The sequence below is a fragment of the Actinomadura kijaniata genome (assembly GCF_014138665.1).
Classification (GTDB): domain Bacteria; phylum Actinomycetota; class Actinomycetes; order Streptosporangiales; family Streptosporangiaceae; genus Spirillospora; species Spirillospora kijaniata.
This window is the reverse complement of the sequence record NZ_JACJIA010000017.1, coordinates 101,876-124,656: the sequence shown is the minus strand read 5'-3', so window position 1 is coordinate 124,656 and position 22,781 is coordinate 101,876. Positions and strand designations below refer to the sequence as shown.

Annotated in this window: 21 protein-coding genes and 1 pseudogene; 4 read left to right on the top strand and 18 right to left on the bottom strand. The window is 72.5% G+C overall.

Translation table 11 applies throughout. The features are described 5' to 3' along the window. Positions 1–6: 6 nt before the first annotated feature. Both argS and HNR61_RS41370 read right to left on the bottom strand, forming a co-directional pair. Complete coding sequence (argS, locus tag HNR61_RS41375; protein WP_182848601.1) at positions 7–1,767, bottom strand: arginine--tRNA ligase; 1,761 nt, start codon at positions 1,765–1,767, stop codon at positions 7–9. Between the two features lie 90 nt (positions 1,768–1,857). Beyond that, positions 1,858–3,048, bottom strand: coding sequence for an MFS transporter (locus HNR61_RS41370; protein ID WP_182848600.1), 1,191 nt, complete (start codon positions 3,046–3,048; stop codon positions 1,858–1,860). Positions 3,049–3,147: 99 nt separating this feature from the next. Between HNR61_RS41370 and HNR61_RS41365 the strand changes: the two genes are divergently transcribed. Next, positions 3,148–3,471 carry an ArsR/SmtB family transcription factor gene (locus tag HNR61_RS41365; protein ID WP_182848599.1) on the top strand — a complete coding sequence of 108 codons (324 nt, stop codon included), beginning with the start codon at positions 3,148–3,150 and terminating at the stop codon, positions 3,469–3,471. A 322-nt stretch (positions 3,472–3,793) separates the two neighbouring features. Then, positions 3,794–4,072 carry a hypothetical protein gene (locus tag HNR61_RS41360; protein ID WP_182848598.1) on the top strand — a complete coding sequence of 93 codons (279 nt, stop codon included), beginning with the start codon at positions 3,794–3,796 and terminating at the stop codon, positions 4,070–4,072. Here the strand turns inward: HNR61_RS41360 and HNR61_RS41355 are convergent. From HNR61_RS41355 to HNR61_RS41320, 8 genes and pseudogenes are all read right to left on the bottom strand, one after another. Beyond that, the gene (locus tag HNR61_RS41355) at positions 4,059–4,964 is read right to left on the bottom strand and encodes a hypothetical protein (protein WP_182848597.1); all 906 of its coding nucleotides are present in this window, start codon (positions 4,962–4,964) and stop codon (positions 4,059–4,061) included. The genes HNR61_RS41360 and HNR61_RS41355 overlap by 14 nt on opposite strands. After that, complete coding sequence (locus tag HNR61_RS41350; RefSeq protein WP_182848596.1) at positions 4,961–5,491, bottom strand: RNA polymerase sigma factor; 531 nt, start codon at positions 5,489–5,491, stop codon at positions 4,961–4,963. Before HNR61_RS41350 ends, HNR61_RS41355 begins: the two co-directional genes overlap by 4 nt. Positions 5,492–5,565: 74 nt before the next feature. Continuing rightward, a complete protein-coding gene (locus tag HNR61_RS41345; RefSeq protein WP_182848595.1) occupies positions 5,566–7,926 on the bottom strand; it encodes an HAD-IC family P-type ATPase in 2,361 nt (786 codons plus the stop codon). Between the two features lie 269 nt (positions 7,927–8,195). Further along, a pseudogene (gene plsX / locus HNR61_RS41340) lies at positions 8,196–9,221 on the bottom strand (phosphate acyltransferase PlsX); the annotation flags it as partial. A gap of 115 nt (positions 9,222–9,336) precedes the next feature. Continuing rightward, positions 9,337–9,753: a hypothetical protein gene (locus HNR61_RS41335; RefSeq protein WP_182848594.1), complete on the bottom strand. Its 417-nt coding sequence runs from the start codon at positions 9,751–9,753 to the stop codon at positions 9,337–9,339. Positions 9,754–9,835: 82 nt separating this feature from the next. Next, on the bottom strand, positions 9,836–10,231 hold the full coding sequence (locus HNR61_RS41330) for a hypothetical protein (protein WP_312898344.1): 396 nt from the start codon (positions 10,229–10,231) through the stop codon (positions 9,836–9,838). After that, positions 10,228–11,088 carry an alpha/beta fold hydrolase gene (locus HNR61_RS41325; RefSeq protein ID WP_312898343.1) on the bottom strand — a complete coding sequence of 287 codons (861 nt, stop codon included), beginning with the start codon at positions 11,086–11,088 and terminating at the stop codon, positions 10,228–10,230. Before HNR61_RS41325 ends, HNR61_RS41330 begins: the two co-directional genes overlap by 4 nt. Next, positions 11,085–11,807 carry a DUF998 domain-containing protein gene (locus HNR61_RS41320; protein WP_182848593.1) on the bottom strand — a complete coding sequence of 241 codons (723 nt, stop codon included), beginning with the start codon at positions 11,805–11,807 and terminating at the stop codon, positions 11,085–11,087. The genes HNR61_RS41325 and HNR61_RS41320 overlap by 4 nt, the downstream gene beginning before the upstream one ends. 393 nt (positions 11,808–12,200) lie before the next feature. Here HNR61_RS41320 and HNR61_RS41315 point away from each other — a divergent pair, with 393 nt between their 5' ends. Further along, positions 12,201–13,514 carry a KamA family radical SAM protein gene (locus HNR61_RS41315; protein ID WP_182848592.1) on the top strand — a complete coding sequence of 438 codons (1,314 nt, stop codon included), beginning with the start codon at positions 12,201–12,203 and terminating at the stop codon, positions 13,512–13,514. A 36-nt stretch (positions 13,515–13,550) separates the two neighbouring features. Here the strand turns inward: HNR61_RS41315 and HNR61_RS41310 are convergent, their stop codons facing one another. Further along, positions 13,551–14,738, bottom strand: a complete 1,188-nt coding sequence (locus HNR61_RS41310) for an MFS transporter (protein WP_182848591.1) — start codon at positions 14,736–14,738, stop codon at positions 13,551–13,553. A 46-nt stretch (positions 14,739–14,784) separates the two neighbouring features. On the opposite strand from HNR61_RS41310, the gene HNR61_RS41305 reads away from it, so the two are divergent. Further along, positions 14,785–15,801 carry an ArsR/SmtB family transcription factor gene (locus HNR61_RS41305; RefSeq protein ID WP_182848590.1) on the top strand — a complete coding sequence of 339 codons (1,017 nt, stop codon included), beginning with the start codon at positions 14,785–14,787 and terminating at the stop codon, positions 15,799–15,801. 129 nt (positions 15,802–15,930) lie between these two features. Here HNR61_RS41305 and HNR61_RS41300 read toward each other — a convergent pair whose 3' ends face one another. The 7 genes from HNR61_RS41300 to HNR61_RS41270 all read right to left on the bottom strand — a co-directional run bounded on the left by HNR61_RS41300 (position 15,931) and on the right by HNR61_RS41270 (position 22,761). Further along, complete coding sequence (locus HNR61_RS41300) at positions 15,931–16,812, bottom strand: hypothetical protein (RefSeq protein WP_182848589.1); 882 nt, start codon at positions 16,810–16,812, stop codon at positions 15,931–15,933. A 66-nt stretch (positions 16,813–16,878) separates the two neighbouring features. Continuing rightward, positions 16,879–17,850, bottom strand: a complete 972-nt coding sequence (locus HNR61_RS41295; protein ID WP_182848588.1) for a DUF5954 family protein — start codon at positions 17,848–17,850, stop codon at positions 16,879–16,881. Positions 17,851–17,933: 83 nt separating this feature from the next. Beyond that, entirely contained in the window at positions 17,934–18,455 is a 522-nt protein-coding gene (locus tag HNR61_RS41290; RefSeq protein WP_182848587.1) for a YbhB/YbcL family Raf kinase inhibitor-like protein, read from the bottom strand. A gap of 50 nt (positions 18,456–18,505) precedes the next feature. Next, the gene (locus HNR61_RS41285) at positions 18,506–19,378 is read right to left on the bottom strand and encodes a carbohydrate ABC transporter permease (protein WP_182848586.1); all 873 of its coding nucleotides are present in this window, start codon (positions 19,376–19,378) and stop codon (positions 18,506–18,508) included. Further along, on the bottom strand, positions 19,375–20,289 hold the full coding sequence (locus HNR61_RS41280) for a carbohydrate ABC transporter permease (RefSeq protein ID WP_220510415.1): 915 nt from the start codon (positions 20,287–20,289) through the stop codon (positions 19,375–19,377). The genes HNR61_RS41285 and HNR61_RS41280 overlap by 4 nt, the downstream gene beginning before the upstream one ends. After that, positions 20,286–21,359, bottom strand: coding sequence for an ABC transporter ATP-binding protein (locus HNR61_RS41275; protein ID WP_182848585.1), 1,074 nt, complete (start codon positions 21,357–21,359; stop codon positions 20,286–20,288). The genes HNR61_RS41280 and HNR61_RS41275 overlap by 4 nt, the downstream gene beginning before the upstream one ends. Before the next feature lie 4 nt (positions 21,360–21,363). After that, positions 21,364–22,761 (bottom strand): ABC transporter substrate-binding protein, encoded by a 1,398-nt coding sequence (locus HNR61_RS41270; protein WP_182848584.1) that lies wholly within the window; start codon positions 22,759–22,761, stop codon positions 21,364–21,366. Between the last annotated feature and the right edge of the window lie 20 nt (positions 22,762–22,781).

Genomic DNA, 22,781 nt, shown 5'->3' with positions numbered 1-22,781 from the left:
CTCCGGCTACATGCGCTCGGGGACGGGCACGCCCAGCAGGTCCAGGCCGGTGCTCAGCGTGCGCAGCGTCACCGCGCACAGCGCCAGCCGGGACGCCCTGGTCGCCTCGTCCGGAGCCTTCAGCACCGGGCAGCTCTCGAAGAACGTGGTGAACGCGTCGGCGACCGAGTACACGTAGCCGGCCAGCTTGTGCGGCTCGGCGGCGTCCCCGGCCTGCTGGAGGGCCGCGCCGAAGCCCAGCAGCCGCAGCGCCAGCGCCCGTTCGGCCGCGTGGCCGATCACGATCGGGCCGGTGGCGTCCTGCGGCTCGACCCCGCCCCTGCGGAAGATCGAGCGGATCCGGGCCGCCGCGTACTGGAGGTAGGGGCCGGTGTTGCCCTTGAACGCGATCATCCGGTCGAAGTCGAAGATGTACTCGCTGTCCAGCGCCACCGACAGGTCGGCGTACTTGACCGCGCCGATCCCGACCTTCTCCACGATGTCGGCGCGCTCGGCGGCGGGCAGCGGCTCGTCGCGTTCGATCTTGTCGAACTCGGTCCCGGCGCGCTCGACGGCCTCGTCCAGCAGCTCGGCGAGCTTGACGGTGCCGCCCGCGCGGGTCCGCAGGAGTTTGCCGTCGGTGCCCAGCACGTTGCCGATCTGGGCGTGCTCCAGCCTCATGTCGCCGGTCCACCCGGCCATCCCGGCCACCGCGAACACCATCTGGAAGTGCAGCGCCTGCGCCGCGCCCACCACGTAGACCACGCGGTCGGCGTGCTCGGCGTCGTGCCGGAACCGGATGGTCGCCAGGTCGGTGGTGGAGTAGTTGTAGCCGCCGTCGCTCTTGCGGATGATCACCGGCAGGGGCTCGCCCTCGCGTCCCTTGAAGCCGGGCGGGAACACCACCAGGGCGCCCTCGCTGACCTGGGCGATGCCCTTGTCCTCAAGCTCCTTGACGGTCGGGGCGAGCAGGTCGTTGTAGAAGCTCTCGCCCTTGATGTCGTCGTCGGTGAGGGTGACGCCGAGCTTGCCGTAGACGACGTTGAAGTACCGCCTGGACACGTCGACCAGGACGTTCCACAGCCGCAGGGTCTCGGGGTCGCCCGCCTGGAGCAGCACGACCCGCTTGCGGGACCGCTCGGCGAACTCCTCGTCGCCGTCGAACTTGACCCGCGCCGCCTGGTAGAAGGCGGTCAGGTCCGACACCGAGGAGTCGTTGGAGGCGGCCTTGTCCTCGCCCAGGTCGAGCAGGTGCTCGATGAGCATGCCGAACGGGGTGCCCCAGTCGCCGACGTGGTTGTCGCGGACGACGTCGTGGCCCAGGAACTCCAGGATCCGGGCGATGGCGTCGCCGACGATCGTGGTCCGCAGGTGGCCGACGTGCATCTCCTTGGCCACGTTGGGCGAGGAGTACTCGACGATGACCTTCTGCGGCCGCTCGGCGCGGGGCACGTCCAGGTGCTCGTCGGCCAGCGCCCGCTGGGCCTGCGCGGCGATCCACTCGTCGGAGAAGGTGAAGTTGAGGAAGCCCGGTCCGCTGACCTGGACGTCGCTCACCAGGTCGGAGACGTCGAGCCGGTCCAGGATCTCCTGGGCGACGGCCCGCGGGTTCTGCTTCCCGCCTCGCTCCCCCTCCAGTCGCTTGGCCAGCGGCAGGGCCACGTTGGACTGGAGGTCGGCGAACTGCGACGGCCGGATGACCGGGTCGGCGTCCGCGTACGAGGGGCCGAAGGCGGCGCTGAGCGCGGCCTGGACCCGTGCGGCGAGAACGAGCTGCGGATCGGACATGCTCCAAGGTTATCGGCGCGGGGGCGCTGAACCGGTAATGATTTGCCCCTCCCCACGCGTCCCGGAGGCACCGCCCGCCGCAGGGCGCGCTCACCGGACGCTGAGCGGCCGGGACGGCTCCTGGCCGCGTTCCGCGCCGGGGACGGGCGCGTCCGTCCGGACCAGCGCGGTCGCCAGCAGGGCCGTCACGTACAGGACGGCGGAGGCGGCGCCGAGGGCCGATGCGCCCGCGCCCGCGACCACCAGGCCGCCCAGCGCGCCGCCCGCCGACATCCCCAGGTAGATCGCCGAGCTGTTGAGGCTGAGCAGCAGCGTGCCCGCCTCCGGCGCGGCGCGCATCAGCCGGTGCTGCTGCGCCGGGGCGACCGTCGCCCCGGCGACGCCGAGGACGAACACCAGCGCGGCGGCCGGGACCGCCGCCCCGGCCACCGGCAGCAGCAGCGCCCCGGCCGTCAGCGCCGTGAGCGCCGCCGCCAGCACGGCGCGCCCGCCGCGCGCGTCGACGGCGCGGCCCGCGACCGCGACGCCGACCACGCTCGCCAGCCCCGACACCGCCATCACGACCGTCAGCCCGCGCCCGGTCACGTCCGCGGCCTCGGCCAGCAGCGGCGCGATGTAGGTGATCGTCGTGAACGCCCCGGCCATCGCCAGCGCGGTGGTGGCCAGCAGCGCGGCGAGGCGGGGCCGGGCCGCCAGCGCGAGCCGTTCCCGCAGCGTCAGCGTCGCCGGGATCCGGACGGGCGGCAGCAGCACCGCCACGCCCGCCGCCGCGGCCAGCCCCACGCCGGTGACCAGCCAGAACACCCCGCTCGCTCCGACGGCCTGCGCCAGCAGTGTCCCGACCGGGACGCCGACCAGCCCGGCGGCGCTGAGCCCGCCCATGACCAGCGCCAGCGCCCGGCCCATCCGGTCGGGTGGGCTGAGGGTGACGGCCGTCGCGGAGGCGGTCGGCAGGAACAGGGCCGCGCCCAGCGCGGCCACCACGCGGGAGGCCATCATCAGCGGGTAGTCCGCCGCGATCGCCGACAGGGCGTTCCCGGCGCTGAAGACCACCAGCGTCCCGGCCAGCACGACCCGGCGGTCCCAGCGCGCGGTCGCCGTCGCCAGCACGGGCGCGGCCAGCGCGTAGACCAGCGTGAACACGGTGACGAGCTGCCCGGCGGCGGCGAGCGGGACGTCCAGGCGCGCCGCCAGCTCCGGCAGGATCGGCGCGATCACGAACCCGTCGACGCCGATGGCGAACGCGCCCGCGGCGAGCACGAGCAGTCGGGGGGAGGGCATGCGGAGACTCCTTCGAAATTTCGAGAAGTTTGGAAATAAGAGTCCAGCACACCGCTCGCCGTATTTCAACGATTCTCGAAACACGGGTAGGTTGGGGCCATGCGCGAGCTGCACCATCCCGCCGCCGACGAGATCGACCTGAGCGCCGTGCTGTTCGCCCTGGCCGACCCCGTCCGCCGCGGGCTGGTCGCCGGGCTCGCCGACGGCGCCGAGGCCGGGACGGGCGACTGCGCCGGGGACCTGCCCCCCTCCACCGCCTCCCACCACTTCAAGACCCTGCGGGAGGCCGGGGTCACCCGCACCCGCGTCGCGGGCACCCGCCGCCTGGTCTCCCTGCGCCGCGACGACCTGGAGGCCCGCTTCCCCGGCCTGCTCGACGCGATCCTGCGCGCCGACCGTGAGCCCCAGGTCAGGCGCGGATGAGCCGCGACAGGAACCCCGTCCGCCCACCGCCCTCGACGACCCGGCGCCTCCGGTGCCGCTTCATGGCTTCCAGGGGCGCCGCGCGGGTCCTGGGCGTTCATTGAGCGGAGCCAGGAGAGCCCGTCCGGCCGCCCCCTGCCATCGGCGTTTGCGACCCCGGGGACGGGCAGCACCCCGGCATGGGGACGGGACGGAACGCGTCGGGACGGCGTGTGATCGCGATGTGCGTGCTCGTGGCGGCGACGTAGGGCACTGAAGGGGGAATGTCCGGTTCTGTGGGTATGAAAGTGAACAGAACGGGAACCGGATCCGGGTGTTCACGATGAAACAGCAACCACTGCGTGTGCCGCCGATCAGCCGTGCCACGGCGCGGCGGGCGGGATGGGCGGCCGCGGTGCTCGGCCTCGGCACGGTCGTCATGCTCGTGCTGCTGGTCGGGGGGACGCTCGGCTGGATCGAGGGCGCGAACGGGTTCGTGCACGCCCTGCTGGCGATCGCGATCGTGCCGGGGGCGCTGCTGACATTCTTCGGCGCGTGGGTGGCGACGCACGCCCGCCATCGCCACCCCGCGCGCCGGGACCGCCCCTTCAGCGGCCCGTGATGTGCTTTCTGACCCCGTAGGGATCCATCCGGGCGGGGTCGCTCTTCTCCGGGTCGCCGGGGCTTTCCTTGACGAGGATGACGACGGCGTCGGAGCTGTAGGGCCACACGCGCATGACGGGCCGGTTGCCGGACGGCTTCCACGCCAGGGACGGCAACCGCATCGACTCCCCGCCGCCGGGCCTCCTCTCGCCGATCGCGTAGTGGGCCTTCAGCCCCTTGCCGTGCACGAGCCGCAGGACCGACCGCAGATCACGGCCCTCCAGCGGCTGCATCCAGGGAACGATGTAGCGGCTCGACTGGGAGAAGGTGGTGTCGGCGTACGGCTCACCGGGCCGGGCCCGGCGGCCGAGCTGGATGAGCAGGCGGTCGCCGGGAAGGGCGTTGCTGATGCGCACCCGCATCGGGCAGGCGTTCCCGCCCTTCGGGCACGGGGTGACGGAGATGTCGATCTGCCGGTCCGCGGGAGCGTTCGGGGCCCCGCCACCGCCCTTCGCGAAGACGCGGCGCTCGCTGCCCGGCGAGACCGGCGTGATGAACAGCCGCACGTCCAGCTTGAACTTCGCGAACGCCTCCCGGAATCTCCGCTGGTCGGCGAACGCGTCCTTGACGCTGACCTCGTAGACGCCGTCCTGTCGCTCGATGGCGACGGCCGCGTTGGCGTAGCTGCGCACGGTGTCGTCGCCGACCACGTTCAGCGCGACGGGTCCGATCACCACCGCCGCCGTCGCCAGGGCGGCCCCCAGCACCAGCCGGAAGCGCGGCCTGCGGCGGGGAGCGTCCGCCGCGGACTCCTCCGCCAGGATCGCGCGCAGCAGCTCCCGGTCGCCCTTCACCGTGACCTGCTCGTCGCGCACGGGTGCGAGCCCGGCCACCACGTCGTCGACGCTCACGTCAAAGCCCCTTTCTCCGCGACGAGCCGGGCGGCCCGCGCGTCCTCCACCCCGGCGGCCCGCAGCGCGCGGGCGAACCGCTTGCGGGCCCGGTGCAGCCGGATGCTCACCGCGTTCCGCGAGCACCCGAGCACCCTGGCGATCTCCGGGACCGCCAGCCCCTCCCACGCGACCAGCGACAGCAGCTCCCGGTCGGCCTCGGGCAGCCCGCGGAACACCTCCCCGACCACCGGCACGTCCGGCTCGTTCACCGGCACGGCGGCGAGCTCGGCCCGCAGCGCGGCGGTCCGCAGCGCGTGCCGCTGCTCTCCGCGCCGGTGGTTGGCCAGCGTCCGGCGCGCCGCCCCGTACAGCCACAGCCGCGCGTCGTCGCCCTCCGGCAGCTCGTCGGCCCGCCGCCACGCGACGGCGAACGTCTCGGCGACGACGTCGGCCGCGTCGTCCGCCGACGCGCAGCGCCGCAGCGCGTACCCGAGCAGCGGCCGGAAGTTCCGCTCGTACAGCTCGGCGAACTCGTCCTCATCCACATCGGCACCCCACGTCGTGGATCCTCTCGAACGGTGTCATGTCACCCGTCCATGTCCACGACGCCGAAGATCTTTCACTCCCGCCGGCGGGAGAGGGACCAGCGGTCCAGGCGCAGCGCCGCCACCAGCAGCAGGCCCGCCAGGACCGCGATGCCCAGCGCCACCAGGGCGTTGTGCGGGTTGTCGGGGTACAGGGCGAAGAACTCGCGCAGCCCCGGCACCGCCAGCACGACCAGGAACACCGCGCCCATCGCGACGACCAGGCCGAGCCGCCACCAGTTCCACGGGCGGGCGATCAGCAGCAGCACCCACAGCGCCAGCGGGAACAGCGACAGCGCCGCCGTCGAGGAGTCCTCGGCGAACCGGGTCCGCGGGTTCTCCGTCGCCAGCAGGTAGCCCGCGAACGTCGCCACCCCGCACGCCAGGCCCGCCGGGACCGCGAAGCGCAGCACGCGCGGCACGAAGCCGGGCCGGGCGCGTTCCAGGTTCGGGGCCAGCGCCAGGAAGAACGCCGGGACGCCGATGGTCAGCGTGCTGATCAGCGTCAGGTGCCGGGGCAGGAACGGGAACCGCACGTGCACCAGCCCGACCAGCACCGCCAGGATGATCGAGTAGACGGTCTTGGTGAGGAACAGGTTGGCGACGCGCTCGATGTTGCCGAGCACGCGGCGGCCCTCGCCGACCACGTGGGGGAGCGTGGCGAAGCTGTTGTCCAGCAGCACGATCTGCGCGACGGCGCGGGTCGCGCCGCTGCCCGAGCCCATCGCCACGCCCAGGTCGGCGTCCTTGAGGGCGAGGACGTCGTTGACGCCGTCGCCGGTCATCGCGACCGTGTGCCCCCTGCCCTGCAACGCCCTGACCATCTGCCGCTTCTGCCGCGGGCTGACCCGCCCGAACACCGAGTTGCCCTCCAGCGCCCTCCCCATCTCGCGCGGGCCGGACGGCAGGGTGCGGGCGTCCACCGGGTGGTCGGCCCCGGGCAGGTCCAGCGCCCGGGCGATCGCGCCGACCGAGGCGGGGTCGTCGCCGGAGATGACCTTGACGGCGACGCCCTGCTCGGCGAAGTACGCCAGGGTCGCCGGGGCCTCGGCCCGCAGCCGCTGCCGCAGCGCCACCAGCGCGGCGGGCTCGGCGCCCGCGGTCGCCCCCGGCGCGTCCGGCTCCGCGAGCGCCCCCGCCGGGACCCGCGCCAGCGCCAGCACCCGCAGCCCGTTCGCGCCCAGCTCCCTGGCCCGCTCCCGGAACGGGTCGCCGGGCCCCAGCAGCACGTCCGCCGCCCCGAGCACCCACGCGCCCTCGCCCGCGAACTCCATCCCGCTCCACTTGCGCGCCGACGAGAACGGCGCCGTGCCCACGACCTTCCAGCCGGGGTCGGGCGCGTCCAGGCCCTGCCGGACGGCCAGCATCGTCGCGTTCGGGTCCGGGTCCCCGGCGGCCAGCGCGGCGAGCGCCTCGCGGGCGGGCAGCGCGTCGTCCAGCACCACGACCCGGTCGAGGTCCATGCCGGGCTCGGTGAGCGTGCCGGTCTTGTCCACGCACAACACGTCCACCCGCGCCAGGCCCTCGATGGCGGGCAGCTCGTTGACCAGGGCCCCGCGCCGCCCCAGCCGCACGACGCCCACGGCGAACGCGATGCTGGTCATCAGCACCAGCCCCTCGGGGACCATCGTGACGACCCCGGCGACCGCGCCGACCACCGCGTCCGACACGTCCCGGGCCGCCGTGAACTGGCTGACGAACAGCAGGACCGAGGTCGGGACGATCAGCCAGGTGACGTACTTGAGGAACCGGTCGATGCCCTCCATCAGCTCCGACCGCGACAGCGTGAACCGGCTGGCCTCCTCCACCAGCCGAGCGGCGTACGCCTCGCGCCCCACCCTCTCGGCCGTGAACGTCCCGCCGCCCGCCACCACGAAGCTGCCCGACCGCAGCGGGTCGCCGGGGCCCTTGTGCACCGGGTCGGCCTCGCCGGTCAGCAGCGACTCGTCCACCTCCAGGCCCCGGGAGTCCGCCACCGGCCCGTCCACCGGGATCCTGTCACCGGTGCCGAGGACGATCAGGTCGCCGAGCACGACCGCCCGCCGGGAAATCTCTTGGACCGTTCCACTGCGCCGTACGCGCACCGGGGTCTCGCCGACCACCGCGAGCCGGTCCAGGGTGCGCTTGGCGCGCAGCTCCTGGACCACGCCGATCGCCGAGTTGGCGACGATGATCCCGCCGAACAGGCCGTCCGGCCACTCCCCGAAGATCATTACCAGCACGAACAGCGTGCCGATGAGCGCGTTGAAGCGGGTGAGGATGTTCGCCCGCAGGATCTCGCCCACCGAACGGCTGGACCGCCGTGGCACGTCGTTGGTACGGCCCGCCGCCACCCGCGCGCGGACCTGCGCCGCGGTCAGACCGCGCGCCCCCGTTGCGTCGTCTGTCTGCGTCACGTTGCCCCCGAACGTCGATCTTCCCCGGGGACGGAGGGGGCAATCCCTGCTCAGCCCGGCGGGGGCTCCACGGGCTCGGGTTCGGCGGGCCTCTCCTCGGCGACGGGTTCGGCGGGCTTCTCGACGGCCTTCACCGGAGCCTTCTCCAGAGCCTTCACCGGGGCCCTCTCCGCGACCTTCTCCGGGGCCTCGCCCTCCGGGCCCTCGACCGGCCTCTCGGCCCGCTTGTCGTTCGGCCTGTCGTTCTGCCGGTCCTTGTCGTCGCCGCCGTGCGTCCACCGCCCGAACCGGGACGTCCGCGTCGCCGCGATCTGCTCCCTGATCCGCTCCACGATCCGCCCGGCGGCCAGCTCGTGGGCCAGCACGCACGCCGACGTGATCGCCCGTGCCCGCGCCGCGCCGTGCGCGATGACGACGGTGCCGTTCAGCCCCAGCAGGACGCCGCCGCCGTAGGTGTCGGAGTCCAGCCGCTCGCGCAGCTCCACCAGGCGGCGGCGTTGCAGGAACGCCCCCACCTTGGCGGTCCGGCTCCCGGTCACCGCCTGCTTCATCTCGTGGAAGGCCGTCCGCACGGTGCCCTCCATGGTCTTGAGCGCCACGTTCCCGGTGAACCCGTCGGTGACGATCACGTCCACGATGCCGCGCAGCAGGTCGTGGCCCTCCACGTTCCCGGCGAACTCCACCGCGTGGTTCCCCGAGGCCAGCAGCTCGTGGGCGCGTTTGGCCAGCTTGTTGCCCTTGCTGCTCTCGGCGCCGATGTTCAGCAGCCCCACCGACGGCCGCTCCAGCCCCAGCCGGATCTGCGCGTACGCGGTGCCGAGCGCCGCGAACTGCACCAGCGTCTCGGGCTTGACGTCGGCCGTCGCGCCCGCGTCCAGCAGCACCGTCGGCCGGGGGACGGTCGGCAGCGTCACCGCGATCGCCGGGCGCATCACGCCCTGCTGGCCCCGCAGCCGCAGCCGCGCGGTCGCCACCACCCCGGCGGTACTGCCCGCCGACACCAGCGCCGACGCCCGCCCCTGCTTGATCAGGTGGCAGGCGATCGCGATCGACGACTTGGGCTTGCGCCACGAGGCCAGCGCGCCCTCGCCCATGTCCAGGGCCTCGTCGGCGTGCACGATCGGGATCTCGCCCGCCACGCCGAGCCCGTCCAGCGCGCGGCGGATCCGGGGGGCCTGCCCGACCAGCACCAGCGGCACGCCGTGCTCCCGCACCGCCGTCACCGCCCCCGCGATGATCTCCTCGGGGGCGTGGTCGCCGCCCATGGTGTCCACCGCGATCGGCGCGGGGCTCATGGCGACTCCAACTGGGGTGGTGAGGGCGGGGCGCGGCACAGGACGGCTGCTCACCGCATGGTAGGACCTCCCCGGCCATGCCCTGGCAACGGGCGGCCAACCACCCCCGGGGCCGCTACTCCTTCACCTTGCAGTCGGGGCCGAGACAGGAGGCGTTCTCCACGACGGGACGGCCGTCCACGAGGATCGTGTAGTAGTGGTCCCGCGTGGCCTCCTCGCCGGTGGCGATGACCTGCACGCGCTTGTTCCCGGCGGCCTTGCCGGTGCAGGCGACGCGCATCTTCTCCTTGGTCCAGCCCGGCATGTCCTGGCACGTCAGGCCGGTGTTCAGGGCGACGCCCCGGGCCTGTAGCTCGGCGGTGGCGGCCTTCGGGACCGCGCCGCGCAGCTTCGCCTGCGTGGGGTGGCGCAGCTCCTTCACGTCGATGAGGGTGACGTAGACGACGGCGGCGCCCACACCGACCACCGCCAGCGCGAGCAGGCCGAAGAGCACGGGCTTCCGAGGGACGGACTTCAGAGGGATGGACTTCACGACGGTAGCGTTGCCGCCGCGCGGTGCCGCCACGCCCGGACGGGAGGGTGTTTTCCGTTGCCCGGACGGGTTCCTTGCGAGATCAAGAACGTTGGCCGCAGCCCAGCCCGAGACAGTCCTGCCGCAGCACCTCGCGACCCCCCACGGTGACCGTGTACCGCTCGCGCGGCCGGTCGCTCTCGGCGTCCTCGACGACCCCCTCGACCCGCACCGGCTCCCCGGAACGCGTCGTGGCCGTGCAGGAGATCCGCACCGTCCCCGGCGGCCCCTCGCGCAGCCACGCGCAGCCGGGACGGCCGGTCAGCGCGATGCCGCGCTCGCCCATCTCGTTGACCACGCCGTCGGTGACGGCGTTGCGGTAGGCCCCCTCGGAGATCCGGGCCATGAGGTCGCACCCGCTCACCAGCACGACCAGCGCCGCCATCAACACCCCGAGCCGGACCATGCCCTGCCTCCCGCCCACCTCCGGCGCGCTCACGCCGCCTCCTGGAGCACGCGGGCCACCGCGTCGGCGACCGCGTCGGGGCGGTCGAGCTGCACCATGTGCAGCGTGTCCGGCAGGATCACATGCTCGCCCCGCGGGCTCATCGCCGCCAGCCGGGCGTGGTCCTCGACCCACTTCTGCGCGTCCTCGGGGTCGGAGGCGTCGCCGAGCGCGGTCAGCACGACCAGCGGGATCGGCGGGAACGGCAGCCGTCCGCGCAGCGCCTCCAGGTCGGCGGCCATCTCCCGGTAGGCGAGCTCCTCGGCCAGGACCGTGCCGAGGACCGTGCCGCGCCCGTACACCGACCGCACGACCTCGCCGTCCACCGGCTCGTCGCGGCGGCTGGTGAAGCGCATGACGATCCGGCGGCCCAGCGGCCCGAGCAGCCGCGCGGCCCGGGTGACGTTCAGAAGGTGGCCCGCCGCGCGCGTCGCGCCCGTCGCCGCCGCCGCGATGCGGAACGACGGGCACGCCAGCCGCCGTTCGTAGCTGGGATCGACCAGCACCATCCCGGCGACCAGCTCCGGATGGACGCGGGCCAGCGCCTCGACGTGGAACCCGGCCATCGAGTGCGCCAGCAGCACCACCGGCGGGCCCGCCCACCGCGCCAGGTCGGCCAGCAGGCGGATCTCGCGGCGCAGGCTCGGCGGGGCCTTCCCGGCGGGGCTCAGCCCGAGGCCCGGCCGGTCGAAAGCGATCACGCGGTGGCCGGCGTTCAGCAGCTCCACCGACGGCTGCCAGTCGAACCAGGCGCTGCCCAGCCCCGAGGTCAGCAGCAGCGGCGGCGCGGCGTCGGGCCGCCCCGTCTCCACCACGTGCACCTGCTCGTCCCCGGCGTCCACGATCGTCACGACGCCTCCCGGGCGGTCCGCGGCGGACGCGACCGGGCCTCCCGGCGGCGCCGGTCGGCCCACAGCGCCCACGCGACCGTCACCAGCCCCAGCACCAGCACGCTGATCTGCACCCGCTGGATGATGCCGAGCCACCGGCCCAGCAGCATCGCCAGCACCGTGCTCAGCGCGAACACCGTCTCGGCCAGCGCCAGCCTCCACCCCCAGCGCGCCAGCGGCGGCCACCAGCCGTACCGGCGCGCGGCGATCGACAGCGTCAGCAGCGCCGCCACCCCGCACGCGATCACCAGGCTGCTGGTCACCGCGTGGAACTGGTGCGAGAACGACACCTCGCCGCTGCGCTCGCGCAGCGCGCACCAGGTCTGGAGGCTCGGCGCGCAGTCCAGCGGGAAGATCGCGTCGCCGATCGCGCACAGCCCGAACAGCGCCAGGAACACCCAGCCGGTCACCGCCCAGCGCCGCCGCCGCAGCGTCAGCAGCGCGGTCACCGCCACGGTGATCGACAGCAGGCCGGTGACGAAGTCGCCGCCGCTGTAGACCAGGTGGGACGGCTGGTTCTCGGCCGACAGTTCGGACACGTAGCCGTTGATGACGTCCAGGTCGGGGCTGAGGAGATGCTCCAGCAGGAAGGTGCTGTAGCTGACCGCGGCCACCACCGCGGCGGCCACGGCGACCAGCGGCGCCCGTCCCGGTCCCGAGTCCTCCTCGACCGAACCCACGGAGCCCCCTCTCGCCGCCCGTCGCCCGCCTTTAACGCCTGCTCTACGCCCGTTCCTCTACCTGTCCGACGAGTCGGGCCGCGTTTGCGTCCCGTGACCCTCCACACAGTCTCGCACTGCGATCAGTATCGGCGTACCAGCATAAGGACCGGGTGAGGCCCGCGACCTTCACGACCTGTAATCGTTCTACAAGGGGCGAGCCGCCCGATCCGGAGCTGTAGGGATATGCCCTTACTATCGCTTACCTGCTTCTTTGTAGCCTGTAGAGGGTAACTATTCGGTATTTACCGTCTCCAACCGCTTCAATGGGGGTGGCCCGGGCCAGATTGATCACAGTCCGTGACGGCGCGTCCCCTGGCGCGTCCCCCGCTGACCTTCAAGGAGTACCAACACGTGACACTGGTGAACGACGCGGCTCCCGAAGTGCGATCCACCGGTCGCAAGTTCCGCGCCTTCACGGCGAAGCACCTGGACGAGCTCACCGCTCGCGCCGGTCTCTCGCCCGAGGAGCAGTTGGCCACCCGGGCGGTGGCGACCGTGCTGCCCTTCCGGACCAACGCCTACGTCCTTGAGGAACTCATCGACTGGACCGCGGCGCCCGACGACCCGATCTACCGCCTGGTCTTCCCGCAGCCGGACATGCTGCCGGCCGAGGACGTCGCCGTGCTGTCGGACCTGCTGCGCCGCGAGGCCCCCAAGGCCGAGGTCGAGGCGGCCGCGAACCGGGTGCGGATGAAGCTCAACCCCCACCCCGCCGGCCAGATGGAGCTCAACATCCCGAGCTTCGGCGACGGCAAGGTCCCCGGCCTGCAGCACAAGTACGACGAGACCGTCCTGTACTTCCCCAAGCAGGGGCAGACCTGTCACGCGTACTGCACCTACTGCTTCCGCTGGGCGCAGTTCATCGGCGAACCGGACCTGAAGATGGCCGGCGACGACTCCCACCAGTTGCGCGACTACGTCGCCGCCCACCCGGAGGTCACCTCCGTCCTGATCACCGGCGGCGACGCCATGATCATGGGTGAGTCGGTGCTGCGCCGCTACCTGGAGCCGCTGCTGGAGCTGGAGCAGCTGGAGTCGATCCGCATCGGCACCAAGTCGCTGGCCTACTGGCCGCAGAAGTTCGTGACCGACCCGGACGCCGACGACATGCTGCGCCTGTTCGAGCAGATCGTGGAGTCGGGCAAGAACCTGGCGTTCATGGCCCACTTCTCGCATCCGCGCGAGCTGGAGCCGCTGGTGCTCACCGAGGCGGTCCGCCGCATCCGCGACACCGGCGCGGTCATCCGCACCCAGGCCCCGCTGATCCGGTCGATCAACGACGACCCGAAGATCTGGGAGACCATGTGGCGGACCCAGACCCGCATGGGCATGGTTCCGTACTACATGTTCGTGGAGCGTGACACAGGCCCGCAGGACTACTTCGCGGTCCCGCTGGCCGAGGCCTACGAGATCTTCCGGAACGCCTACAAGAACGTCTCCGGCCTGTCCCGCACGGTCCGCGGCCCGTCCATGTCGGCCACCCCCGGCAAGGTCTGCGTCGACGGCGTGCTGGACCTGTTCGGGGAGAGGGTGTTCCAGCTCCACTTCATCCAGTGCCGCGACGCCGAGCTGGTCAACAAGCCGTTCTTCGCCAAGTACGACCCCGCGGCGATCTGGCTGGACGACCTGAAGCCGGCGTTCGCCGACAGGTTCCCCTGGCAGTAGCGGCCCTCCGGCCCGGGCCGACGGGCGGCGGGGCGGTCATCCGCTCCGCCGCACCAGACACAGCGCCGCCACCACCGACGCCGCCCCGCAGGCCGCCATCACCAGGCCGGGGTCCAGCACGTCGGCCAGCCCGCCCGCCGCGGCCATCGCCGCCCCCTGCCCGCTCATGACCCCGATGGCCGCCAGTCCGAGCGCCTGCCCGCGCACCTCCTCGGGCACCCGGTCGACGAACGGCCGCTGCAACGCCAGCTCGTAGCTCAGCCCGAACGTCGCGACCGCCCCCAGCGCGCACGCCGCCACCAGCCCCGGCCGCAGCGCGAACGCCAGCAGCGGCACTCCCAGCAGCAACGCCAGCGGCAGCGCCAGCCGCTCCCGCCACGCGGGCGCGACGAACCGCCCGACCACCAGGTGCCCGGCGAACATGCCCCCGGACATCGCCGCCATGACCGCCCCCGCCGCGTCCGGCCGCCCGAGCCCGGCCGCGTACGGGACCAGCACGCCCTCAGCGCCGACGGCCAGCGAGATCGGCAGCCACTGGGCCAGCAGCAGGCGCCGCGTCCCGCGGTCGGCCAGCAGCATCCGGTTGGTCCGCAGCGTCTCCCGCACGGCGCCCGTCCCGGCACGCCGCGCCGGACGGTCGGCCATGCCGAACCACGCGAGCGCGGCCGCCGCCAGCGCGCTCCCCGCCACCAGCCACAAAGCGCCCTGCGGACGCATGACGGCCAGCAGCAGACCGCTCACGCCGTTGCCCGCGATCTGCGCGACGGCCGAGGTCATGAGGAACAGCGACCGGCCCAGCACGTACGCGTCGCCGGGCAGCAGACCGGGCAGCAGCGCGTTCGCCGACGCCGTCGCCACCGGCGCGAACAGCCCGATCCCGAACAGCAGCACGATCACCAGGGGGACCGGCGGGTCCACGGCCGCCAGCACCCCGGTCACCCCGGACCGCAGCAGGTGGAACCCGGTCATCAGCGTCCGCGCCGGCACCCGGTCGGCGAGCGCCAGCAGCAGCGTCCCGCCCGCCACATAGGGCAGGAACCCGGCCCCGAACGTCACCGCCGTCGCGAACGCCGACCCGGTCCGTTCGAACACCAGCACCGACAGCGCCAGGATCCGCATGGTGTCGCCCACCACGAGCAACGTCTGAAGGGTGAACAGCACGCGGAACCCGCCCACGCCGAAGACGTCGGCGTACCGGACCCGCGAGGGGACATCGGTGACCATGCGCACGACCCTGGGAGAAGCGCCGCCGTCCCGCTAACGTTTCGTCATGACACGAAAGGTCCAGGAGGTCAGGGTCGGCCCGCACGACATCGCGGCGAGCCGGTTCGCGATCGCGCCGCTCCACGAGCTGGTCGCCCTGCTCGGCCTGCTCGCCAACCCCGCCCTGGCCGGGCCGATGACCCCGTGGATCACCCGCGTCACCCCCGCCTACCGGCGGATCGCCCGCGACCCGGCCGTCCGCGCCGTGGCCGGCATCTGGCGGCGCGGCGCCTACAACGCCGACTTCCACACTCCGCCGCCCACCCGCCCGAACATCACGGTCGCCGAGCAACTGGCGGCGGTCCGCGCGACCCCGCCGGACCTGGCCCGCCGCGAGCTGGCCCGCAGCCTGGACGGTCGCACGCTCCCGGATCCCGAGGCCCGGGCCGTCCTGGAGTCCCCCGACGTGGTCGCGCACTTCGCCACGGCCCTCGACCTGGCCTGGCGCACCCTCCTGGAACCCGACTGGCCGGTCCTGCGCGCGATCCTCGACCAGGACCTGCTGTACCGCGCGGGCCGCCTGGCGGCCTACGGCTGGGCCGAGGCCCTGGACGACCTGTCGCCCCGCGTCCGCTGGCGCGCCGCCGACTCGGTGATCGAGGTCCACGGCTTCGCGGACGGCCGCGTCGACCTGGACGGCCGGGGCCTGCTGTTCGTGCCGACGGCGTTCTTCGACCTGGCGGCCCAGCTCGAACCGGCCTGGCCGCGGTCGCTCTTCTACCGGGCCCGGGGCGTCGCCACCCTCTGGGAGAGCAGGCCCGGCCCGCCCCCCGAGGCCCTGGCGAACCTGCTGGGACGCTCCCGCGCCGCGATCCTCGCGGCCCTGACCGACCCGGCGACGACGACCTGGCTGTCAGCCCGCCTCGACATGACCCTGGGAGCGGCGGGCGACCACCTGCGGACCCTGCGCGAAGCGGGCCTGGTCACCCGCTCCCGCACCGGCCGCTCGGTCCTCTACACCCGCACGGCCCTCGGCCACGCCCTCACCACCCACCACGACCCCTCTCACGACGGCGGAACGTAGCCGTACCGCTCCTGGTCCGAGGGGCGTGGGGACTCGGGTCCGTCGCCCCGTCAAGGTCTCGTCATGACACGAAAGGTCCAGGAGAGCCGCTCCGGCCCGCGCGACATCGCGCGGGCCGGAGCGTCATGATCAGGCGAAGAGCTCGTCCTCGGTGGTCGCGGTGATGGCGCGGGTGCTCCAGGCGAGAAGCTGCTCGTTGTCGGTGCAGGAGAGAACGCGCTGCCGCCCCACGTCGGAGAGCGGCACTCCGCGCGTCTCCAGGATGTGCAGGATCACCTCGGCCTTGCCCTCCGCCTTGCCCTCCGCCTTGCCCTGGGCCTTCCAGTCGGCGAAGACGCCGTACGCCTCGAAGTCGTAGTTCTGCGCTTCCATCAGGTCGCTCCACTTCTCCTTGGCCTTGGGGTGGACGAGTCCGGCGGTGATCATCGCTGCGTGTCCGGCGGCGACGGCGGGATCGATCTCGCTCAGAGCCCTCTCCAGCGTTTCCAGTATGTCAGCCACATGGAGTGACCGACCGTGCACGATGGTGGAGAAGGTCGAGAAGTCCAGATTGGTTTTCATCTGCTGTAGATCTCTGGTCAGGGGAACGTTGTCAGGCCCCAGGACGACGAGGTTGGTGCGCACCTCGGAGGGGAGTCCGGGGACCTTGATGACGAAGGTCCGGCGGGCCCACTCGGCGACGCGCACCCGGTTGGTGACCACCAGCACGGCGGCCGGGCGACGGTACTTCGCGTGCAGGTAGGTGATCTGGTAGGGCCAGTCCTCCTCCTTGTCCGGATCGATCTCGCTCTGTGCCTCGACGGCCAGGGTGCACCTGATCCCGTCGATCACGGCCTCGAGTGTGGAGTCGATGCGGCTTTCCAGCGGGAGGGACGTGGCGTCGTTGGATGTCTCCTTGAGGAGGGTGACCTCTTGGACGGCGACTCCGACCACGCAGCGCAGGGCGGCGGTGGTCAGGGACCGGTCGTCGCGGAAGATCTGGTGGAGGATCTCATGGGGGGCTTTCACCATGAGAGGGAGATTACTTTTGGTGCTGACTTGATCGCGCTGCGTTTGTGAAAGTTTGTTCGAGTGGGTTCATGTGGGGGGAACGTAGCCGTACCGCTCCTGGTCCGAGGGGCGTGGGGGTTCCGGGCCGTCGGTGCTCAGGCGCAGCATTCGCGATACCCGCACCGTGCGGAAGTGGCGCCCCGCCACCGGGAAGTCCGGGCCCGGCATCTCCCGTACGTGGTCCGCCGCCCGCCGCCAGGACGCCTGCTCCTCCTCCGTCCCGGGGGAGCCCTGGAACTCGCGCAGCCTCGGCAGCAGCTCGCTGAAGTAGGCCGCCAGCCAGTCGCGCGCGTGGAGCGGGCCGTGGCCGCCGCCGAACGGTTCCCACGAACGCCCGCCGTCCCTGATCTCCACGATCGTGTACTCCGGCGGCAGCAGCACCACCGCCGGGTGCGACCGGACCGCGTGCCGGGCCTCCAGCGCGATCTGCGGCGGGACGCCGCCCGCCGGCGGCAGGTAGGTGACCAGGTTCAGGCGGAGCTGGGCCTCCCACTGGCCCGTCGGGGCCAACGGGTCGATCAGGTGGCCCTCCAGCAGGTGCCGCTCCTTGGGCGGCTCCACGTCGCTGGCGCGCGGCGGCTCCATCCCCGACTTGTTGATCAGGGTGAACCTCTCGATGCGGATCACCCGGTACCGCCGGTCGCCGATCTCCCACTCGTCCTTGGGGACCTGCTCGCCGTCCTGGGGGTCCAGCCGGTCGGCGACCCGGAGCATCGCGCGGACCAGGGCCGGATCGTGCTCCCGGTCGGAGCCGCGGCGCAGGTGGGCGGCCAGGCCGTAGCGGGCGCTGGCCGGCTCGCACGCCCCGGTGTGGATGATGCGCCACTCGGCGCCGCGCTGCACGGCCAGCGCGAAGTCGGGCGATCCGGCGGGGCAGATCTTGCCGTACTCGCGGATGCGTTCGCCGAGCTCCCGGTCGCGGACGACGGCGTCGGGATCGAGGTCGTCGTAGGCGACCACGTTGATCGCGTCGTAGAAGGGCATCAGGGGGAACGCCATGACGCCATCCTCGCCGAGGCCCCGCGCCCCCGCCGGGCGTTCCGGTCGGCTCGCGAGTACGAGCCGACCGGAAACGGCCCTGATCAGGAGCCGTAAACCGGGACGAGGGTCGCGCGGGCCAGGGTGTGCGCGGTGATGTTGAAGCCCACCACGGCGGGCATCGTGTCGGAGTCCAGCCCGAGCGACTCCACGTCCAGCGCGTGCACGGCGAACACGTAGCGGTGCGGGTCGCCGGGTGGCGGGGCCGCGCCGCCGAACGCCTTGATCCCGTAGTCCGACCGCGCGTGGACGCCGATCTTGGCGTCCTCGGCGCCGGCGCCGGTCGGCAGCTCGGTGACGTCGGCCGGGACGTCGAACAGCACCCAGTGCCAGAACCCGCTGCCGGTCGGGGCGTCCGGGTCGTAGCAGGTCACCGCGAAGCTCCGGGTCTCGGCCGGGAACCCGGACCAGGCCAGGTGCGGGGAGAGGTTCCCGCCGCTGAAGCCCCAGTCGTCGAACACGTGCCGCTCCGGCAGGCGCTCGCCGTCGGCGACGTCGTCGCTGGTCAGCGTGAACGACGGCACCTCGGGCAGGTACTCGTACGGGATCGGCGGCTTGCCGGGCATGACGGCCTCCTCGTCGAACGTTCGGTGTCACACCCATACCTATCAGGGGGTCAGGTCTTCACCGCCCCCATGGTGAACCCCGTCACGAAGCGGTCCAGGAAAAGGTTGAACAGGAACGCGATCGGCATCGCCGTGACGACGGCGGCGGCCTGGAGGGACTGCCAGAAGAACACGTCGCCCCGGATCAGCTGGGTCGGCACGCCCGTGCTGACGACCATCTTCGGGCTCGACGACACGAACGCCAGCGCGTACACGAACTCGCTGGCGGTGAGGGTGAAGGTGAACACCACCACCGCGACGATCCCCGGGAAGACCAGCGGCAGGACGGCGCGGGCGAACGCCCCCAGCCGGCTGTGGCCGTCCACCATCGCCTGCTCCTCGACGTCCTTGGGGACCGCCTTCAGGAAGCCGATCAGGAGCCACACCGAGACCGGAACGGTGATCGTCGGATAGACCACGATCATCGACCAGAGGGTGTCCTCCAGGCCCAGGGACACCACCACGCGGGTCAGGGACAGGAACAGCAGCGACGGCGGCACCAGGTACACCAGGAAGATCGCGATGCCCATCGGGGTGCCCCACGGCCGGTTCAGGCGCGCCAGGGAGTAGGCGGCGGGCAGCGACATCAGCAGGGTGAGCGCCACGACGGCCGCGCCGACCAGCAGGGTGTTGGCCACGAACGTCAGGAACGGCGTGTCGGTGAGCAGGAACCGCACGTGGTCGGGCGTCGCGGGCTCGTTGAACGCGAACGGGTTGCTCTCGGGGTTGTACAGGTCGCGGTTCTGCTTGAACGCGCTGACCAGGCTCCACAGGAACGGCAGCGCGCAGACCAGGGCCGCGAGGACCGCCGCCCCGTACACCCCGACGCGCGCCGCGACGTGCCGCCGCGCGTACCGCCGCCGCAGCGCCTCGGTCTCGCTCATTGCGCCTCCAACCGCCGGACGGCGCGGAGGATCGCGATCGCCCCGGCCAGCAGGATCGGGAACAGGAACAGCGCGATCGCCGCGCCCTGGCCCACGTCGCCGCCCTCGATCCCCCGGAAGTAGGCCCAGGAGGCGAGCACGTCGGTGGCGTGGGTGGGGCCGCCGCGGGTCAGCACGTAGGACACGGTCATGTCGGTGAACGTCATGATCGCCCCGAACAGCGCCGCCACCGCGATCACCGGCAGGGTCAGCGGGATCGTCACCTCCAGCATCCGCCGCCAGAACCCGGCCCCGTCGATCCGCGCCGCCTCGTCCAGGTCGCGGGGGATCGCCACCAGCCCGGCCATGACGATCACGGCGGCGAGCGGGGTGAGCCGCCAGGTCTGGACCAGGACGACCGACAGCATCGCGGTGCCGGGGTCGCCGAGCCACACCACGTTGCCCTCGATGAGGCCGAGGCGGCGCAGCACCCAGTCGACGGGGGAGTAGATCGAGTCCAGGAACCACAGCCAGGAGATCGTGGACAGCGCGACCGGGGTCGTCCAGGGCAGCAGCACGAGGAAGCGCACCAGCCACTTGCCCCGGAAGTCGGCGACCAGGATGTTGGCCAGGATCTTGCCGAAGACCACGATGAGGACCATGGAGGCGACGGTGAACAGGAGGGTGTTGCCGAGCGAGCGCCAGAACACCCCGTCGTCGAAGATCGCCGTGAAGTTGCGCAGGCCCACGAAGTCGTAGGACGGGTCGCCGGTCGTCACGTCCGAGAACGCGAACGCCACCGCCAGCAGGAACGGCACCCCCACCAGCGCGACGATGTAGACCACCGACGGCAGCAGCATCGCCCACGCCAGGAAGCCCTCGCGGTCGGCGAGGCCCGCGCGGGGCGCCCCCTCGCGCCGCCGCGCCGTCATGGCTTCCCGATCGGGACGGCCGGGGCCCGCGTCCCCGCCTCGGCGTCGAAGAACCGCAGCCGGTCGGCCGCGACCGCGAACCCGTGCGCCTCCCCGGCCCGGATCGGCGTGGTGATCGTGGCGGGCAGCCGCGCGATGACCCGGGTGTCCTCGCCGAGGCCGGTGACGGTCCCGTACACGTGCCGGTCGCCCGACAGGTACTCCATCCGCTCCACGCGCAGGTCCATGGTGACGCGCACGTCGTGGGGGACGTTCTCGACCGGCAGCAGGTGCTCGGGCCGGAACCCGACCAGCCGGTCGTCCCGCCGGACCAGGTTCATCGGCGGCGACCCGATGAACGTCGCCACGAACGTGTCGGCCGGGTCGTCGTACACCTCCACCGGCGTGCCGACCTGCCGCACCCGGCCCTTCTCCAGCACGGCGATCCGGTCGCCGAGCCCCATGGCCTCGGCCTGGTCGTGCGTCACGTAGATCGTGGTGGTGCCGACCTGCTCCTGGAAGCGTTTCAGCTCGTCGCGCGCGGTCGCGCGCATCTTGGCGTCCAGGTTCGACAGCGGCTCGTCCAGCAGGAACACCGCCGGGTCCCGCACCAGCGCCCGCGCGAGCGCCACCCGCTGGCGCTCCCCGCCCGAGAGCTGCCGGGGCTTGCGGTCCAGCAGCGGCCCGATCCCCAGCAGCTCGGCCGCCCATCGGGTCTTGCTCTCCCGCGTCTCCCTGGGGACCTTCTCCGCCCGCAGCGGGAACACGATGTTGTCCCGGACGGTCTTGTTCGGGTACAGCGCGTAGGACTGGAACACCATCGCGATCTGCCGGACGCGCGGCGGCAGCCCGTTGACGACCTGCCCGTCGATCAGCACCTCGCCCTCGGTGGGGTGCTCCAGCCCCGCGATCGTGCGCAGCAGCGTCGTCTTCCCGCAGCCCGACGGGCCGAGCAGCACCAGGTACTCGCCGGGCTCGGCGGCCAGGTTCACCCCGTCCAGCGCGCGCACGACGTCGCCGCCGCCCCGGCGGGTCCGCCGCAGGTGCCCGTCGAACGTCTTCACCAGCTTCCTGACCTCGACGGTCTTCATGGCCTCAGCCCCCGACCAGCTTGCGGTCCCGCCAGTTCTTGAAGATCGCGTTCATCTGCCGCTCGGCGTCGGCGACCGCCTGCCTGGCGCTGACCTGGCCGCGCGCCGCCCGCCCGAACATCGTCGGCAGCACGTTCGTCGAGAAGATCTCCCCGATGGCCGGGTTCGACGGGCCCGGGTACCCGATGTTGGCGCTCCACGACGCGGCGTTCTTCAGCAGCGCCAGCTTGTTCGGCGGTTTCGCGCCGAACGGGTCGTTGTCCAGCCACCCGTTGAGCTGGGGGACCAGCGACGGCCACCCCGGGAGGTCGTACAGCTCCGACTGGTAGGTCACCGACGGGAAGTTCGCCGTGTAGTGCAGCAGGAACTCCTTGGCGGCGTCCGGGTTGGCCGCGTGCTTCGGCACGATCCACTGCTGGATGACGTGCTGGGCCGCCAGCGCCGCCTTCGGGCCGCGCAGCGCCGGGACGAAGAAGACGTCGTCGCCGATCTTCGGGTTGGTGCCCATCGCGGTGCGCCACGCCGAGATCGAGTTGAGGATGTAGGAGGACTTCCCGGCGATGAGCGCCTGGTTGTTGGAGGCCGGGACCCAGGAGAACACCTCGCTGGTCTCGGCCTGCTTCCACAGCCGGGTCATGTACTCCACGGCCGCGACCGCCTCCGGCGAGTTGATCACGACCTTCTCGGCGGCGTCCTGCTCGGAGGCCCCGAACGACCACAGCAGCGCCCGCGCCGCCATGTTGGAGTCGGTCTCGGGCGACAGGCCGATCCCGCACGGCACCCCGGTCCGCCGCTTGATCTCCGTCGCGCCGGTCAGCAGTTCCTCCCACGAGCTCGGCCCGTTGGGCAGCCCCGCCTGCTGCCACATCGACCGGCGGTAGTTGCCGGGGTCGGGCGACCAGCCGGGGCAGAAGCAGTAGAACCGCCGGGTGTTGGGGTTGTAGCTGGACCTGCGGCACAGCTCGATCTGCTGGCCCCAGCGCCGCGACGCCTCCTGGACGACGTCGTTCATGTCCAGCACGGCGGGCTCGTACTGCGAGAACGGCGCGATGTGCTGGATCAGGTCGTGCCCCTGCCGGGCCTGGATCTCCGAGGCGGCGCGGCGCGGCACGTCCACGGTGTTGATGTGGTCGACGCGGACGTTCACCCCGACCCGTTTGCCCCAGTCGGCGGCGAACCTGTCGAACCACTTGTCGTGCCGGGGCACGAAGTGGCTCCACATCAGGATCGTCAGCGAGCCGCCCAGCTTCCGCGACGGGGCGGTGAAGACCTCCTTGGGCGCGTCGCCCTGCCCGCGGGCCTGCGGCCCGCTGGTCTCGCTCGCGCAGCCCGCCAGTCCCGCGGTTCCCAGCGCGACCGCCGTGGAGGCCAGGAAGCCGCGTCTGCTCAGCCGGTCCGTCATCAGGGTCGCCCCCTCACCGC

What these genes read in the sequence shown, in the direction of transcription:
- argS (WP_182848601.1), bottom strand. Translation starts at nt 1,767, where the DNA reads ATGTCCGATCCGCAGCTCGTTCTCGCCGCACGGGTCCAGGCCGCGCTC.
- HNR61_RS41370 (WP_182848600.1), bottom strand. Translation starts at nt 3,048, where the DNA reads ATGCCCTCCCCCCGACTGCTCGTGCTCGCCGCGGGCGCGTTCGCCATC.
- HNR61_RS41365 (WP_182848599.1), top strand. Translation starts at nt 3,148, where the DNA reads ATGCGCGAGCTGCACCATCCCGCCGCCGACGAGATCGACCTGAGCGCC.
- HNR61_RS41360 (WP_182848598.1), top strand. Translation starts at nt 3,794, where the DNA reads ATGAAACAGCAACCACTGCGTGTGCCGCCGATCAGCCGTGCCACGGCG.
- HNR61_RS41310 (WP_182848591.1), bottom strand. Translation starts at nt 14,738, where the DNA reads ATGGTCACCGATGTCCCCTCGCGGGTCCGGTACGCCGACGTCTTCGGC.
- HNR61_RS41305 (WP_182848590.1), top strand. Translation starts at nt 14,785, where the DNA reads ATGACACGAAAGGTCCAGGAGGTCAGGGTCGGCCCGCACGACATCGCG.
- HNR61_RS41300 (WP_182848589.1), bottom strand. Translation starts at nt 16,812, where the DNA reads ATGGTGAAAGCCCCCCATGAGATCCTCCACCAGATCTTCCGCGACGAC.
- HNR61_RS41295 (WP_182848588.1), bottom strand. Translation starts at nt 17,850, where the DNA reads ATGGCGTTCCCCCTGATGCCCTTCTACGACGCGATCAACGTGGTCGCC.
- HNR61_RS41290 (WP_182848587.1), bottom strand. Translation starts at nt 18,455, where the DNA reads ATGCCCGGCAAGCCGCCGATCCCGTACGAGTACCTGCCCGAGGTGCCG.
- HNR61_RS41285 (WP_182848586.1), bottom strand. Translation starts at nt 19,378, where the DNA reads ATGAGCGAGACCGAGGCGCTGCGGCGGCGGTACGCGCGGCGGCACGTC.
- HNR61_RS41280 (WP_220510415.1), bottom strand. Translation starts at nt 20,289, where the DNA reads ATGACGGCGCGGCGGCGCGAGGGGGCGCCCCGCGCGGGCCTCGCCGAC.
- HNR61_RS41275 (WP_182848585.1), bottom strand. Translation starts at nt 21,359, where the DNA reads ATGAAGACCGTCGAGGTCAGGAAGCTGGTGAAGACGTTCGACGGGCAC.
- HNR61_RS41270 (WP_182848584.1), bottom strand. Translation starts at nt 22,761, where the DNA reads ATGACGGACCGGCTGAGCAGACGCGGCTTCCTGGCCTCCACGGCGGTC.